Genomic DNA, 16,074 nt, shown 5'->3' with positions numbered 1-16,074 from the left:
GTGTGTAACTGGGAATGGGAAATTGCTATATAGTAATCAGGGCAATCCAGTACAAACTAGTTGCGATTATTGAATGTTTTATTTTAGGAAATGTATGCAGAAATTTTTAGTTTTTATATTACTTTGCCCATTCTGGGTATGTAGTGCTGAAAACACATCGCTTATTATTTCTGAAAATGTACTGAGTTCAGATGAAGCAAAAAAATTACACATTCATCGACTAGTTGATGGGACTAGTGAAAATTGGGACGATAGCTGGGTAGTACTAATATATCCCGAAGTTGATCAGCAAGGCTAACCGATATCTGGGTTATGCATAAGTATAAATAGTGGTCCAAAGAAGTTAGCTTCGTTGTGTGCTGCTATAAACAAATCTGAAATTAGCGGATTTAATCGTTCTGATTTTGAAATAGGGGAAAGTGTTTCCGTATCAGCTGATTTTATATACGGTGCGGCTAGTTATACTTTACAAAATGTTTTATTACTTGAAAGCGAAGACTATGAGTCATTCAAAGAGCGATATAACAAACGCGATGATCCAGAGAATGATTAATAGTCATATATTTAGCAAACAATACAAAAAACGATACCAACATATTTAGTGTTGACTAACATGGAGTGTTTATTTTTATGTTCAAAATTATAATTATTTTAATATCAACTATTTCTTTCAATGCCTTGGCTGCAGAGGAGGTGAAACTTGGAATTTCGGGTAACGTTGGCGCTGATGGTTTTTTTAGCCCGACGGTAACATCATTTGTTATTGAAAAAGTAGAGCCTAATTCACCCGCTGAAAAAGCAGGGATTATTGCAGGACAGAAAATCATTTCTATAGAAGGCTGTAAAATTCCAGGCTGCCCTGCCAGTGAAGCAAAAGAATTAATGCGCAAGGAGTCTGGAGAGATTTTACAATTACTTTTAGAGAATGAAGATGGTAGCCAAGTACCTTTAAAAATACCTATGAATGCTTGGTAAGCCTAATCAATTTTAAAATACCTAAATATACCCAGCCTATAAAGCATGGTTATTTCCAAAGCGTGGTTTTGTGTAAATGAGCTAGACGCAGTAAATGTTGGCAACGTTAGCGAGCTTTTGGAGTACTACTTACTCGGTTTATATGTAGGTTACTGCTTAAAGTAATTGGGATAGATTAAAAAGGTTTGATCAGTAATAACCTTATTTAATTAATGAATACATTGGTATTGCGTTAAATACGGCAATGCCAATGATTATTAGACTAAAGCTTATAGATCGCTGCGCCAGCCCATGCCTGACTCTTCCATTAGACGCTTGTACACGCCTTCTATGTTAAGCGGTAACCATGTATCAAACTGTTTAAAGTCACTAAATTGGTCTAACTTTATATTTTGTTTAATTTCGTCAAGCGTATTACCGGCTAAAACGCCTGCGGTTACTTGGCTATACAAAAGCTCTAAATAACTTAAGTAACGTGCTACATCGGCTTTATTACCCATATCGGCATGTCCGCCTACAAAAGTATCAAAGTCATATTTGAGTGCCACTTGGGTTGAGTTAATCATGCCTTGAATATCGTAACTCCACAGCTTTTGCCAAGGCATTCTGCCAATAACAATCCAATCAACTACAAATAACGTTTTTTGCTTTTCGAATAATATACTAACCGAACCACGACCATCGTTTGGACCATGGTAGTTAAGCTTTACTGTTGAATCACCAAGGGTAAGTAGTAGCTCGTTATCAAAAGTAAGGCTGGGCGTTACTGTTTTCATTTGCGTGTTTTTAATATCTTGCGCAGCGAGTTTATGCGCTACAAACGTGGTGTGCGGGTTTTTAAATACCTCGGCGCCGTAAATATGATCGCTGTGATTATGGCTATAAATTACATACTTTACCGGTACGTTATAGCGGGTTTTAATTTGCTCGTTTAACCAGGTGGCGGCTTTTTTATTAAGCGGGTCGGTAACAATTGCACCTTCAGAAGTGATTAAAAATACTGAGCGGTGTCTGTCGTCTATAAAGCGGTGTAAGCCATCTCCTAAGTCTTCTATTTCATAGGCTTGTGTGGCAAAGCCTATAAACAATAGGGCTGTGGTTAATAGTTTTTGTAGCAAGCGGGGCATACACCATTCCTTTTTAAATTGATTAAATTAATAACGCTATTAAAAGAAGAAAGCATTAAGCCGTAAAAAATTTCAGCTATTGGTTAAATTAAAGCTTAAGTAAAAGGATCAAATATAAGGATGAAATAAAAAGCCATTATAAAAATGGCTTTAGATAGGTTGGTTGGGTTTATCTTTGTGTTAGTTGTTGGTTTATTTCTTCAAAGATACTGGCATCATCTATGGTTGAAGGTATTTGTAGCTCTTCGCCATCAACCAATTGGCGCAAATTTTTACGCAGTATTTTACCCGAGCGTGTTTTGGGCAACCTATCTACGCTAACTATATTTTTAAGGCACGCAATAGCACCAATCTGATTACGAACACTTAAAACAAGCGCTTCTTCCACGTCGGTACTTGAGCCCATAAAATCATTTTTAAGCACGATCATTCCCATAGGAAGTTGCCCCTTTAGAGGATCGTTCACACCAAAAACAGCGCATTCAGCAACAGCAGGGTGCGCGGCTACTATCTCTTCCATTTCGCCGGTAGAAAGCCTATGTCCTGCTACATTTATAACGTCGTCGGTTCTGCCCATAATAAATAGGTAGCCGTCTTCATCAATATAACCACCATCTCCAGATAAATAATAACCTTCATATTCATTTAGGTAGTTTGCTTTAAAGCGCGGGGTATCTTGCCAAATAGTTGGTAGGCAACCCGGTGGAAGTGGCAGTTTAATTACCACAGCGCCTTGCTCGTTAGCTGCGCATTCATTGCCATTCATATCTAATATTCGCACGTCAAAACCTGGAGTTGGCACGGTAGAGCTGCCAGGTTTTGTTGCTAAGTACTCAAGCCCTACAGGGTTACAAGCAATAGCCCAGCCGGTTTCTGTTTGCCACCAATGATCGAGCACTGGCAGTTTGGTTTTTTCTTTAAGCCACTCGTAAGTGGGAGGGTCTAACCGCTCGCCAGCTAAAAATAAACGTTTTAAGCTTGAGGTATCGTATTGATTAAAACCATCGGCATTTGGATCTTCTTTTTTGATTGCTCTAAAGGCGGTGGGGGCACTAAATAATGCATTTACTTTATATTCTTCTACCACGCGCCAAAATGCACTAGCATCGGGCGTTTTAACGGGTTTACCTTCATACAATACGGTCGCGCAGCGATACATTAGCGGTGCGTAAACTATATAAGAGTGCCCAACTACCCAGCCAATGTCAGACGCTGCCCAAAATACGTCGCCGGGCTTCATACCATAAACGGTTGCCATACTGTATTGCATTGCCACTGCGTGACCGCCATTTTCGCGTACTACGCCTTTGGGTGTGCCTGTCGTGCCTGAGGTATATAAAATATAAAGCGGGTCATCTCCATTTACCGGCACCGGATCTGCGCTTGCAGCCGTTTGCATTGCCTGAGTCCAATCTATGTCTCGTTTAGGCTTAAGAGTGGCGGTTACTTGTGGACGCTGATAAATAACGCAGTGTTCTACTTTATGCGCAGCTAATTCTATTGCGTTATCAATAAGTGGTTTGTATTCAATAACGCTGTTTACTTCAACACCGCATGAGGCGCTAAGTATAAGTTTGGGCTTGGCATCATCAATGCGTACAGCCAGTTCGTGTGCAGCAAACCCACCAAATACCACCGAATGAATAGCACCAAGGCGAGCGCACGCCAACATACCAATAACAGCTTGTGGGATCATTGGCATATAAATAACAACGCGGTCGCCTTTTGTAACGCCTAACGATTGCATTACTTCTGCAAATTTAGCAACTTCTTGTTGTAGTTGTGAGTAGCTATAAGTTTGCTTTGTATTAGTGACTGGAGAGTCGTAAATCAGTGCTGTTTGCTCGCCAAATCCGGCAATAACGTGTTGGTCTAGTGCTAAAAAACTGGTGTTTAATTGCCCGTCACTAAACCAATGGTAAAGCCCGTCGTCGTCTTGTGTGTATGCTTTTGTGGGGGTTTTATACCATGGAATATTTTTACTTTGTTCGAGCCAAAATTGGGCTGGGTTTTGTTTAAAGGCATTATATTGCTGTTTATATTCGCCTGACATGTAAGGCTCCTAAAGCTAAATTTGTGTGTGAGAGACCTTACAAAATGTAGGCTTTTTTTAACAAGCAAGCTATTCGACCTTGGTCGGCTAAAAGTTAATCAACACACTGGTTTTAAAAATACAAAATTGACAATACAAAGCGTGTGGTTCAGCATGGCGGGCAGTAAAAATAAGAGAAAACACGATATGAGTAACGTAGTAAGAGTAGGGGTAGCGGTTATCATAAAGCACCAAAACACAATTTTACTAGGTGAGCGCATTGGCGCGCATGGTGCTAATACATGGGCAACACCTGGTGGACATTTAGAGTTTGGTGAAAGTGTTGAGCAATGTGCAATACGAGAAGTGTTTGAAGAAACAGGTTTAAAGGTAAGTAAAATTACTAAGCTTGATTTTACCAATGATATTTTTACAGCAGAGAACAAACACTATATTACGTTGTATGTAAAAGCTGATTTTGAAGGCGGAGAGCCTGAGCTTAAAGAGCCTAATAAATGTTTAAAGTGGCGCTGGTGCGATATTAATAATCTACCAACGCCACTGTTTACATCACTAAAAAATTACTTATCTGAGGCTGTAATAGCCTAGTTATTTTGTTGGCGGTGTCGCTGGGCTTAACTCTAGTTTACTAAAGCTTACTTGAGCGTAATCGCCATTTTGTTTATCTGTAGTCCAATCGCCAGTACCTAAACAACCTGGGTACCAAATACCTTTCGCGCTTTTAGTACTACATTGGTTATAAGCGCCAGCTTTAAAGTAATGCCAATCTGCAGCGTAGCCATGTGGATGATCTTTTTCGTCCACTTTGCCATAAGCGTCTACGTTATTACCTAAGTTAATCGAGTAGTTAACGTCTTCTTTGCCTTCTGCGCTAAATGTAAGGTGCATAACATTTTTATACACATTTACCGTGTAGCTAAATTCTTCACCTAGTGCAATACCGGCACCGCCTGGCTCGTTAGGGTTTTCCCATGTATTACCCCAAACTGGGTAAGTAATATCTGTACGGTCAGGATTCGTTTTAGCTAAGTTACGTTCATAGTTCCAAAAAACTGAGCCTGTTTTATGCCCTGGCCATTTTTTGTAATATATTTTAAGTGGCTCATTGCCCCAGCCATAACCAAGCTTGGTATCAATAAGTGCCTGATCTTTACCCGCGTGAATTTGCCCTACAACAACCGAGTAAGCTGCTTTTTTATCAGGGTCGGTAGCACGTAGCGCAACGTGATCTACTTTTAATGTTGCTTCCATCTTTCCACCAACAGAACCAAATCGGTTAGATAGCGGGTGAACAGCTAAAGCAAAGTTGTTTTTAGAGTGTTTAGTTTTAATTTTAGTATTTGATCCACGGATCATTTGTCTAAGTTCACTACGGGTATTAGTAGAGTTAGCACTTGTAAGCGCTTTATTAGGGGAGGTAAATACCATGTAGCCTTTATCATCAAGATAGAAAAAATCAGGGTGTGCGTAAGTCTGAATTTCTTCTACATCTATTTCATCAATTTTACCGTCGTTGTTTAAATCTACTGGTACATTTATTTTCCAGTGAGATAAATCAAACTTTGTTGCAGGTACCGGCGCATCGCTTTGCTGATTAGTGCTTTGGGTACTTGAACAAGCCGTAAAAAGTAGAGGTGTGATAACGGCTAAAGCCGTAAGTTTAAATGTGGATGTATTTTTTATCATTATTGTCTCTGTGTGATGAAGTAAAAATTGCGCGGTACAGGTGTCGCTTAATCTCAATCTAACATACCAATTTAAAAATTAAAACTTACCAATTTGTAGTTTTTTATAATTAATTGTTATTTCAATGATGGTTTTTTGGTTAACCAATAGGGCTGGTTAACGTTATTATGTTATTTGAAATTGTTAAATAGAGGTGTTTATCATCATATTTGGTAGCGCTTGATGTTTGCTAATATACTTATTTAAATAGGTTTAATTTATAGAAGGAGGAAGAGGGAGTTGCCACTTTTTTAAGATGGCTTGGTATTCGCCACTTACTTTTATAGTTTTTAATGCCTGCGAGATTAAGTTTGCTGTTTGTTCGTCAATCTGATTATTAGCAGCAAAATAGAGTATTGAAGGAAAATCAGCTAAATGAAGTCGTTTAGTTATTAAGTCTGGGTCGAGCCCTGACATTTTTAGTTCATTATCTAAGGTAAGTGTATTCATAAGGACAAAGTCAGTTCTACCCTTATAAAGCATTTGCCATGCCTGCTGATAATAACTAGCTAGTATTAAATTTTTATCTTCTTCAAACCCCATTTTTATTAAATATTTGGCACTCAAATATCCACGAATAGTGCCTACTTTATAAAATTTTGCATGATTTAAATGAGTTACTTCGTCTTTGTGGCTTTTTAAACTAACTAGGTAGGCATCAGTAAAATATACCGCTCCTAACCATTTAAACTGACTTTGCCTAGCGGGAGTTTTTAATAAAGAGAGCATAATTGTGTTTGGATTAGCTGCTAGCTGATGAAAGGCTCGTGCCATTGGCATTATTTCAAATTTAGCTTGTAGCTTTGCTTCTTTTAAAACAGCCTTAGCAATATCAACGGAAGCTCCGTCAGCTTCACCGCTTTTGTTTTTAAAATGGTAAGGATGTAAATCTTCGGCAATAAAAGTAAGAGGGCTTACTGCCCCTACATTACTGCAAAAAATAAAAACGAAAATGATAACTACAACACGCAGATACATAAGAGAATCTTTCTAACTACAATACTTTGAGTTTAAAGGGTCTTGTCTGAAATATATACTCAAATGTATAAAATAAGTAAATGAATAGGTATATAGAGAGTCTATTGCATAATTAAAGACGTGAAAATTGAACGTGTATTGAGTAAAGTTTTATATACCGACAAGCGCTGTAAAAATAATTAAGCGCTTGTGGGTATATGCATTGATTAAAAGTAGTATTGAATTGCAAATTTAGCCGATGTACTACTTGTATACCAATGTTGGTTTTTAAGCTCAGTACGTATAGATAAATTACGTGATAAAGAGTAATTCCACTTTATTGCAAAGTCACTGTGTTTATCTGCTTGGCCATCTATTAACCATGTTATGTTTGCTGTAAGAGCGAGTTTATGACTGTTATTTATTTGCCATATTGCACCAGCTTCACTACCAATGCCTGTTGTTAGGTTGTCTGTTATGTCACCATTATTAAATTCAACTTGGCCAAGTAAATAGCCGTGTAACGTGTTTGGGTTACCGATTGATTTTCCGTATCCACCTTTAGCAAACCAACGACCTTGTTGAATATTATTATTAGGCTGACGATCAAAGCCCATTTTAAAGTTCCAAGACCAGCTATCAAACACGCGGTTATCGGGTGCAAGTGACATAGCGTCTAATAAATAAAAATGCTCAAGTCGCGTGTTACCCTTATCGCTTATGGCACCTTCAATATCAAAAAAGCTAATTTGAGCACCAGGAATAAATCCAGCTGAGCTATCTAATAAATCATGGTATGCAAGGCGATACGCCAAGCTTGTTAAGTCACTTTGATGGGCATACTCAGTTCTTCCAAGCGTTACTTTAGAAGAGCCATGACCTTGCTCTGGAGAAGCAATAGGACGACTTGGCTTAGTAAATGGCGAAGCTACTTTATATTTGCTGCGCATTAGTAGTAGCTTAGTTAGTCGCGGGGCAATTTCTTCACGCTTTAATGCTTTATCGTAAAATTCAAAATTTAACCATTCATACGCCATTTCTAATATTGCGACTAATTGCGACTGTGAGTAATTACGAGTATTAAGGGAGCCACCTTGCATTAACTCTCTTGCATCATCAAGTTGTTCGTTAGTCATTTGAGTAGAGTAATGGTATAGCTTAGTGCCAAAAGCAGGGCGGTAATTAGGTGTTTGTAGTAAGTTGTTATTTCTTAGTACTGCAACGGTATCTGATGGAATAGCTTGCATATTAAATGACGATGTTAAATCAAGGTCCTCTTGTGCGAGTTGTAATAATGCAAGTAATTGGTAAGAGCAGTTTTCATCAATAAAAAAGTAATCAAATGTAGCTGATTGTAGCTCCCATAAGTGCAATAAAATAAGCTCTACTTGTGGCTCAGATAAATTAAGTTTGTATTCCCAAATATCACGAGATTCTAAATCATTATATTCGCGTACTTTTTTATAGTACGGCATAAGCGAAAATTTACCAGGATAGCTGCCAATCAGGCCTTTTAGTGCGTACATAACTGCATTGTCTGAGCCGTCTGGTTCTGCTGCAAAATTAACCGCAAATGCGAGCAACTCTTTATGGCGAGTCTGATCTTTTGCATCAATACGAAGTAAGGTGTGACCAAACATTGATGAGGGGCTATTCATAAATGCAGTAGGAAAAACTAACGTAACCCCTTTTGGGTTTATTATTTTTTGCCACGTTTGAAGCTCTGGGCAATTAAGCGCGGGCCAGTTATTTTTAATTTTTGTTTTTAGCCATTTATAGCGTGCTGGAAACCGACAGCGAGATTGTGTTGTTTTTGGGTCAGTATTTTTACCACTAAATGCGGCTATAGTGGCTTCAAGTTCGTCCAGTGGACTTGTTTTACCTATAGGAGATAAAAAAAACTCAGCCCTATCTACTTCACTTTTCCAACCACCTAATGTGGCCCCACGGTAATGACCTAATTTGAGCCAGTAAGGGTCGGTTGCTAAGGTGTCATTTTTAAAACTTTGAGCGTTTACGTAAGTACTAAACAGCGCAATTGATAAAACAAAGAATATTTTTTTCATAATCACTAAACAATAAAAGCCGCTAGAGAAATACTCCAGCGGCTTTATTTATACGTATAAAACCGGCTAATTTAGCTGATTAAGAAAGAGTATAAGAAGCAAGTTGTGCGTTACTTGCAAGAACAGTGTTTAGGTTTTCTAAAACTGTTTGCGAAGTTACGTTTTCAGAAGTAAATACTGAAGAAAACTGTGCTTGAGCAAGCGCGTTGAATGCTGCTTTATCTTGATCTACAATACCCCAAGCTTCAGCTAGAGTAGCTAAAGTTTCGCCTTCACCTTTTGACATATCACGAGCAAGTTGCTCCATGTTACCGTCGATGAATAAAGCAATTTTTTCTGAAGACGTTACTGTACCAGTACCATCACAACCTAAAGTACCAAAAGTGATACCAAAAGTTTGGTTACCAGAAGTACCGTTTGTTGTAGCGCCTAAAATTTTAACGCCTTTACCTTGCTGACCTGCAAATAACATAGAACCAAGACCACAACCAATATCTTGGTCAGCCATTGCGTTTGAGAAAGGAAGTAAAGATAGAGCTGCTACTGCGATTAGTTTTTTCATTTTCATAAATCCATATATGATTGTCTTTATTTAGGGTAAATAAAGTTCGCGAAAGATTCTAACAGACTTGCAAAGAAAAAGAACAGCTTAAAACATGAATATTTTACATTCTAATTTCTCTACTATATTGAAGCGAATGCTGGGAGAAACTAGACCAGCTCAATAATTTTTTATTGAACTGGCGGTGGTTTTTTACTTCTTGGGGCACCTAACAAAATACAGGTATGGCAAATACATACAGATAAAAATGCACTAATACCTAGTGCACCACCGTAGCCGTCAAGTTTTGGTACAAGAAATTCAAATAATATTGAAAACAAAACAGATGAGCTTGCTACGGTATAAATACCAAAACGATGCGGGGCGCTCATGCCAATAAATGTACCGCCAAAAAATATAATCGCGTATAAATCGGGGTTTAAATTCAATGCGCTAAAAATTAAGTAAGCAATAATAGAAAGTGAAGAGGATGCTCTTATACCATCAAAGCGACTATGTTTAGCTAAGTAAAACGTTAAAAAAGCACCAAGCAGTACAAGTAATGGGTATTCAATACTCATAGTACTATTCCTTTAGCTAATACAAAAAGTGCCACGCTTGCAAAAGCGACACTGCCAAGTTTGCCACCAAAGCCTGTAAACATATTCATAGTAAGCACATACAAACTTGAGCCAATAAGCGAAATAATAGCAATTTCCCAGTAACTGGTAATTAAATGGGTTGAACACATACCGGCAAAACTACCCGCATAAATTGCAGCATAAGGATGGTTTTTATAACGCGCAGGAAAAGGAATAAAAGAGCCAATAAGCCCCGTTAGCGCGGCAGAAATTACTAAAGGCAGTGCAAAAGTAGTGTGCATAGCAAAGCAAGCTACAAAGCCTAAAAAGAAAGTAATGAATTTTAAAAGTAAGAATTTAATCATAGCAGCGCATTTTAAACTAATCCTTTTGCGCTTTCTAATACTCTCTAACAAATAAATGTTATAAGTAATTACACATTTAAAAAGCGTGTTTTTTAAACGACTCTTAGGTATTAAATATGCTTAATAGCGTTGCTGTTAATGTTCTATAAATCACAAATTATGTATAATGGCGATAATTTAATGTATTAAAGTGTTAACCAAGGGTTATTTATGTCTAACTGTTTGCATCTGGCTATTCCGGCTGGCGATTTAAAAGTGGCTAAAGCGTTTTATTGTGACGTACTAGGCTGTAAAACGGGTAATAGTGAAGAAGGTCGCTGGGTAGATATAGATTTTTGGGGCAATGAACTTACCTTACACCAAAGCGTTGAGCGCCTACCAACAGTTCGCCATGATGTTGATATGGGAGCTGTGGCAGTACCTCACTTTGGGATTCACCTATCTGAAGATGAATTTAACGGGTTAAAAACACGTATTGAAGATGCGGGTATTGAATACCTAGATAAACCATACCGCCGTTTTATTGGTGATGAGTTTGAGCAAGAAACGTTTTTTATTGAAGATCCAAATGGCAATGTGCTTGAAATGAAAACCATGGTAAACCCAGAGGTTTTATTTAAAAAAGTATAAATGCTGTTGTTTAAGTTAAGCTAAAAAACCACTTTAATAAGTGGTTTTTTTATAACTATTAATCAGTGTTTTGATAAATTAGTTAATATTTACAGGTAAAAAAATTACGCTACATACATGATTTTTATTCACTCTACAATATAGGTGTAAACACGTAGACTTAATTTAAAATCTCATACTTTGTTATTATACATGCTGCTTAAACTCATAATTGCACCTTTGCTTATTTACTAATAACATTCGCCCAAAAACGCTTTGGTAGTTTTGTTAGCGGCATAGTTCCTGGCTTGCCTATTACCTCTGGCCTATTTCTTATTTTATAGCATTAGAACAAGGTAAATTATTTGCAGCTAACTCAGCGGTGGCCTCTCTTTATGGTATGAGCGGTATAGGCTTATTTTGTTTTAGTTACTTGGTTGTTTCACGAAGATTTGGAATGTTTAAATCGCTTTTTACAGCGTTGAGTATTTGGTGTGTATTTAGCGTTATTACTTTATTTTTACCAGTGAATATTATTGTGGCGAGGGTGATTTCGCTTTGTATTTTACTCGGTTTAGCTATTATCTCTACAAGGCTAAATATATCAGTTGATGCAAAGCCATTAAATGCCCGCTGGGAGCTTTTGGTAAAATGATATTAGTGACGGGCTGTATCGTACTTGTTACGTTTATATCACAGCATATAGGGTCTGCGTGGAGCGGGTTAACATCTACCTTTCCGGTTATTTTAGCGGTAATGGGCAGTGTTGCCCTTTAGTGACAAACAAGCCTCAACGTTATTTACTATTATTTTTAGCCACTATATAAACCGTAAGCCGTTTGCTAAGCCGGCTACGGTTTTAAATACTTAAAGTTAGCCATCAACTAAAGTGAGCGGCTTTACTTTACGCTGTAGTTTTTCATGATACATAGCGGTGTCGCCGGCTTTTAAAATTTCGTCAATATTTTTAGGAGGCTCACTAAATACGCTGCTACCAATGCTTGCCTTTATAGCAATAGGCTGGTCGTTATGCGTGATGGCGAGTTTATCTAACTCTATTTTTAGATGGTGTGTTTTTGGGCTTACTTGCGCTTTGCTGTAAAAGTGGGCAAGTACTACAAATTCATCGCCGCCTAAGCGGCCGACTGCATCGCTGGTGCGTACAATACTTTTTAAACTGGCGGCTACTTTACATAAAGCTTCATCGCCTACGGCATGCCCATAATTGTCGTTTATCTGTTTAAAGTCATCTAAATCTATATACATTAAACATAAAACTCCGCCTTTTTTTGCATGCAGCTCAATCAGCTCTGACGATTTTTTACCCCAGCCACGGCGGTTTAAAATGCCACAAAGGTGATCGTAATCGGCTTCGGTTTCAGCGCGTTTTTGTGCGATTCGCATACGGCTAATACGCCTAGAAACAGCTACTGCTAGTAAAAATGACTCCACAGCGAAAGCCAAAATAAATCCGTAACGTTGCATAAATGGGCTTTGATTAATAAGTAATACTCTAAATATCATGCTTACGAGCACCAAGCTCAATGCTACAAAAACAAGCGTTGCTTCGCGTATTCCTTTGCGAGCCTGTTGTGCCGCTAAAACAAAAATAACAGTCACAATAATTAATGAGCCGTAAGCCATGATGTTGCCAGCTACTTGCCAAATCAAAGTGTTACTGAACAATATTTTTATTAAAGAAAAGCACATAACAATACCGGCCATAATTTTTAAAATCTTACTTGTTTTTGGCCATCTGTTGTTTAGTTCAAGTAATGCGCACATAAACCATGTAGCACTGAGTACTGTTAAACCTATGCTGAGTAAGTACAAATCAAATAGGAGTGATGAAACGTGGTCAGTTATAAATAAATAGAGTTGGCCTTCTTGAAGCAAAATAAAGCTGCCAATACAAAAAATATAAGCGCTGTATAGCTTAAATATCTTGTCGTGAAGCCTGTAGCCCATTATAAATACGTAAAAAATGAGTGTGATACACAGCCCATAAAAAGCACCCATAATGAGATTATGTTGCTGTGTTTCTTTAAAAAAAACTTGTGTATTTTGCCACTTAAAGCGTGGTGTATAGTTAAGTTTTGACTCAATTGTAATAATGGCTGTAAAGTTTCCTGAGTCCATTAAAAATGCCACTTGTGCCGATTTTAATGGTTGCTTTATTACACCGTTTTGCTGCCATGTAAAATCATCAAGACCTGGGCGCAAAAACGAAAGTACGCCGCCACGCTTTAACAAGCAGTTTAGCTGAAATTGGTTTGTACCGCGTTTTGCCTGAAGTTCAGAAGTTGTATTAGGTTGTAAAGATGATGGAGAGGACTGACTATTTAAGGGGGTAATATCGCAAAAATCGCCTGCATTGCTATTAAATGCTATTAAGTAAATAAAAAAAAGAAATACGTATTTAGCACCTCCGTGTAAAATATTAGGAACTGTATTTTTATGATGTTTTTTGTCAGCCATAAGCACTTCCAAGCTCAACTACATTTTTTTATACTAGCAGAGCCCACCTATTTAGCTATTAGTTAATTAGTTAAATTAACTATGTAATTGAGTTAATACTTCGCTAGGTGTTTTATTAAAGTGGCGTTTGAATTCGCGGCTAAATTGCGATGGGCTGGTATAACCAACCTTTAATGCAGCTTCGTTGGCTTTACTTCCACTAGTAGTTATAAGTTCTTTAGCCTTAGCTAAGCGTACTTTTTTTAAATACTGTAGAGGGGATTCAAACGTTACTTGCCTAAAAGCACGATGAAACGACGATACGCTCATGTTTACATCTTCAGCTAACCCTTCAACCGTAATTTGATTGGCATAACTACTGTGCATAGTTGAGAGCGTACGGGCGATACGTGCATAATGCCCATCATGCATAGCAAGCCCTATTAAAGTATGTCCTTGTGGACCACAAAGTACGCGATATACCAATTCTTTTACTATATCCTCGCCAAAAATGTCAGCCTCAATGGGGTTATTTAAAACAGTTAATAACCGATGAGTAACGAGCTCCATTGCTGTATCTAGAGTTGCCGACTGTACTGCGCCAATTTGTGCTGACGACGATGACGCTGAAAGAGGCTTATGCCGCATTATTTGATTAACGAGTTTGTGTAGCATTGCAGGGTTTATATCTATGGCAATGCCCATAACGGGTAAGTCGTTATCAGTAAATGCTTCACACTCTAATGGCACCGGTACACCAAGGACTAAGTAGTCGCCTGCGCCGTATTTTATTTGATGTTCAGGAAAGTGAATTATTTTATGACCTTGCCCAACAATAATAATACCTGAGTTATATATAAGCGGCTGGCGCGGCGAGCTTTTAGTTGCTCGATGAAAATACACGCCTGGAATGATAGTTTCCATGGTGCCTTCAAAGCTGAGTAATTGATTATGCTCGGCGTATTGTTGCAACATATTGGCTATGGTGGGCATAAAAGGCATCTTTAATTGAGTGTATTTTGCGTAAAATAACAACGTTGGTAGTTTTAGGCAAGCTTTTGCGAGTTATTGGGCTTTTTTTATGTTTGTTTTGCTACTAATATGCACTCATTGAAATTTGACTTAGCTAGTAACTAAGCATTCTATTTAGTATTTAACCGTCACCTAGGAGCAAAATAATGAAATTTAGCTACGTAAATCCAACTCTTATCCAATTCGGTCAGCAACAAATTGCGGCACTATCTGATTTGATCGCAAAAGATCAAAAAGTACTTGTAGTGTACGGCGGCGGTTCAATTAAAAAGAACGGCGTGTACGACCAAGTTGCAGCAGCACTTGAAGGCTTTGACTGGGTTGAGTTTTCGGGCGTTGGCGCTAACCCAACAATTGAAGTGCTAGACCAAGCAGTAAAAATTTGTAAAGAACAAGATATCGACTTCGTATTAGGCGTAGGCGGCGGTTCAGTGATCGACGGCGTTAAATACATTGCCGCATCAGCCGTTTATGATGGCGAAGGTTGGGATATTCCTACTGGTAAGCATACTATTACTAGTGCATTACCAATCGGTGCAATATTAACATTGCCTGCAACGGGTTCAGAGTCTAACCAAAACTCAGTTGTGAGCAAAGAAGCAACGAAGCAAAAACTACCGTTTGCATCACCAGAAGTACTTCCTAAGTTTGCGATTATGGACCCTGATGTAATGAAAACATTACCGCAGCGCCAACTTGTGAATGGTTTAGTAGATGCATGGGTTCACACCTGTGAGCAGTACCTAACATTCCCTGAAACAGCATTAGTTCAAGAAGGTTACGCTGAAGCACTTTTAAGAACGCTTAAAACTTTAGGCGATAACTTTGAAAACCAAGATGACGCATGGCGTGCAAACCTTATGTGGGCTGCTAACCAAGCACTTAATGGTTTAATTGGTTCTGGTGTATCGCAAGATTGGGCTACGCACATGATTGGTCACGAGCTTACAGCGGCTTACGGTGTTGATCATGCACGTTCACTTGCTATTGTTCAGCCTTCTTTACTACGTAACCAATTTGCAGTTAAAAAAGCAAAGCTTGAGCAAATGGGTAAAAACGTATTTGGTCTTGAGCAATCTGAAGACTTAGCAGAGAGAACAATTGCAGCAATTGAAGCGTTTTACCATAGCCTCGACGTAGCGACCCAGCTTACTGAACATGGCGATGATAAAGCCGCTGCTATTGACAATATTATTGGCAAACTTGAAGCTCACGGCATGGTTGCTCTTGGTGAAAACCAAGCTATTACGCTTAAAGAAAGCCGCGAAATTTTAGAGCAAGCGGTTGCTTAATTTTCAAAGCTAAGCGCTTACTTAAATATACTAGGGCGTGTTGATCTTTGGTGGGTGAATTTGCAGCAGTATGTTTGGTTTTTAGGCAAGGCGGAGCCTATGTAGTGTGGTTATTCCCCATGAATAGGCGATAACGCAGCATAAAGACCAAACATGCGCTGCCCTTTGGGTTCTTTCTAGGGACGATTAACTCTTTGTTGCTCGGTTTTTACTTAGCCCACTAGGTTACAAACCTCGCGCCGCGATTTAATCGCCCCTAGATTGAACAAATTTCAATCCACAAAGATCAACACG

At 38.4% G+C, this 16,074-nt stretch carries 17 protein-coding genes; 7 read left to right on the top strand and 10 right to left on the bottom strand.

Annotated elements, in window-relative coordinates; translation table 11 throughout:
* The first annotated feature begins 94 nt into the window (after positions 1–94).
* Positions 95–298 (top strand): hypothetical protein, encoded by a 204-nt coding sequence (locus H5122_RS12450; RefSeq protein WP_182682414.1) that lies wholly within the window; start codon positions 95–97, stop codon positions 296–298.
* A 332-nt stretch (positions 299–630) separates the two neighbouring features.
* Complete coding sequence (locus H5122_RS12445) at positions 631–975, top strand: PDZ domain-containing protein (protein WP_182682415.1); 345 nt, start codon at positions 631–633, stop codon at positions 973–975.
* 269 nt (positions 976–1,244) lie between these two features.
* On the opposite strand, the gene H5122_RS12440 is transcribed toward H5122_RS12445, so the two are convergent.
* Both H5122_RS12440 and H5122_RS12435 read right to left on the bottom strand, forming a co-directional pair.
* On the bottom strand, positions 1,245–2,102 hold the full coding sequence (locus tag H5122_RS12440) for an MBL fold metallo-hydrolase (RefSeq protein WP_182682416.1): 858 nt from the start codon (positions 2,100–2,102) through the stop codon (positions 1,245–1,247).
* 169 nt (positions 2,103–2,271) lie between these two features.
* On the bottom strand, positions 2,272–4,155 hold the full coding sequence (locus H5122_RS12435) for a propionyl-CoA synthetase (protein WP_182682417.1): 1,884 nt from the start codon (positions 4,153–4,155) through the stop codon (positions 2,272–2,274).
* Between the two features lie 186 nt (positions 4,156–4,341).
* Here H5122_RS12435 and H5122_RS12430 point away from each other — a divergent pair, with 186 nt between their 5' ends.
* Positions 4,342–4,743, top strand: coding sequence for an NUDIX hydrolase (locus tag H5122_RS12430; protein WP_007378216.1), 402 nt, complete (start codon positions 4,342–4,344; stop codon positions 4,741–4,743).
* On the opposite strand, the gene H5122_RS12425 is transcribed toward H5122_RS12430, so the two are convergent.
* The 6 genes from H5122_RS12425 to H5122_RS12400 all read right to left on the bottom strand — a co-directional run bounded on the left by H5122_RS12425 (position 4,744) and on the right by H5122_RS12400 (position 10,327).
* Positions 4,744–5,841 (bottom strand): polysaccharide lyase family 7 protein, encoded by a 1,098-nt coding sequence (locus H5122_RS12425; protein WP_182682418.1) that lies wholly within the window; start codon positions 5,839–5,841, stop codon positions 4,744–4,746.
* A 252-nt stretch (positions 5,842–6,093) separates the two neighbouring features.
* Positions 6,094–6,858: an ABC transporter substrate-binding protein gene (locus H5122_RS12420; RefSeq protein WP_182682419.1), complete on the bottom strand. Its 765-nt coding sequence runs from the start codon at positions 6,856–6,858 to the stop codon at positions 6,094–6,096.
* 206 nt (positions 6,859–7,064) lie between these two features.
* On the bottom strand, positions 7,065–8,903 hold the full coding sequence (locus H5122_RS12415; protein WP_182682420.1) for a DUF4105 domain-containing protein: 1,839 nt from the start codon (positions 8,901–8,903) through the stop codon (positions 7,065–7,067).
* A 79-nt stretch (positions 8,904–8,982) separates the two neighbouring features.
* Positions 8,983–9,465, bottom strand: a complete 483-nt coding sequence (locus H5122_RS12410; RefSeq protein ID WP_182682421.1) for a DUF3015 domain-containing protein — start codon at positions 9,463–9,465, stop codon at positions 8,983–8,985.
* 170 nt (positions 9,466–9,635) lie between these two features.
* Positions 9,636–10,025, bottom strand: coding sequence for a hypothetical protein (locus H5122_RS12405; protein WP_002962855.1), 390 nt, complete (start codon positions 10,023–10,025; stop codon positions 9,636–9,638).
* Positions 10,022–10,327 (bottom strand): hypothetical protein, encoded by a 306-nt coding sequence (locus H5122_RS12400; RefSeq protein ID WP_002962854.1) that lies wholly within the window; start codon positions 10,325–10,327, stop codon positions 10,022–10,024. The genes H5122_RS12405 and H5122_RS12400 overlap by 4 nt, the downstream gene beginning before the upstream one ends.
* A gap of 273 nt (positions 10,328–10,600) precedes the next feature.
* On the opposite strand from H5122_RS12400, the gene H5122_RS12395 reads away from it, so the two are divergent.
* The 3 genes from H5122_RS12395 to H5122_RS20220 all read left to right on the top strand — a co-directional run bounded on the left by H5122_RS12395 (position 10,601) and on the right by H5122_RS20220 (position 11,776).
* On the top strand, positions 10,601–11,020 hold the full coding sequence (locus H5122_RS12395) for a VOC family protein (protein WP_010554617.1): 420 nt from the start codon (positions 10,601–10,603) through the stop codon (positions 11,018–11,020).
* A gap of 436 nt (positions 11,021–11,456) precedes the next feature.
* Entirely contained in the window at positions 11,457–11,654 is a 198-nt protein-coding gene (locus H5122_RS20225) for a hypothetical protein (RefSeq protein WP_259395780.1), read from the top strand.
* Positions 11,651–11,776, top strand: coding sequence for a hypothetical protein (locus H5122_RS20220; RefSeq protein WP_259395781.1), 126 nt, complete (start codon positions 11,651–11,653; stop codon positions 11,774–11,776). Before H5122_RS20225 ends, H5122_RS20220 begins: the two co-directional genes overlap by 4 nt.
* 96 nt (positions 11,777–11,872) lie before the next feature.
* On the opposite strand, the gene H5122_RS12385 is transcribed toward H5122_RS20220, so the two are convergent.
* Both H5122_RS12385 and H5122_RS12380 read right to left on the bottom strand, forming a co-directional pair.
* Positions 11,873–13,477 (bottom strand): diguanylate cyclase, encoded by a 1,605-nt coding sequence (locus H5122_RS12385; protein ID WP_182682422.1) that lies wholly within the window; start codon positions 13,475–13,477, stop codon positions 11,873–11,875.
* 75 nt (positions 13,478–13,552) lie between these two features.
* A complete protein-coding gene (locus H5122_RS12380; RefSeq protein WP_182682423.1) occupies positions 13,553–14,449 on the bottom strand; it encodes an AraC family transcriptional regulator in 897 nt (298 codons plus the stop codon).
* A gap of 185 nt (positions 14,450–14,634) precedes the next feature.
* Between H5122_RS12380 and H5122_RS12375 the strand changes: the two genes are divergently transcribed.
* The gene (locus H5122_RS12375) at positions 14,635–15,780 is read left to right on the top strand and encodes an iron-containing alcohol dehydrogenase (protein ID WP_182682424.1); all 1,146 of its coding nucleotides are present in this window, start codon (positions 14,635–14,637) and stop codon (positions 15,778–15,780) included.
* Positions 15,781–16,074: the final 294 nt, after the last annotated feature.

Source organism: Pseudoalteromonas sp. SG43-8, from assembly GCF_014164245.1.
Classification (GTDB): domain Bacteria; phylum Pseudomonadota; class Gammaproteobacteria; order Enterobacterales; family Alteromonadaceae; genus Pseudoalteromonas; species Pseudoalteromonas distincta.
This window is presented reverse-complemented; position numbering and strand designations above follow the sequence as displayed.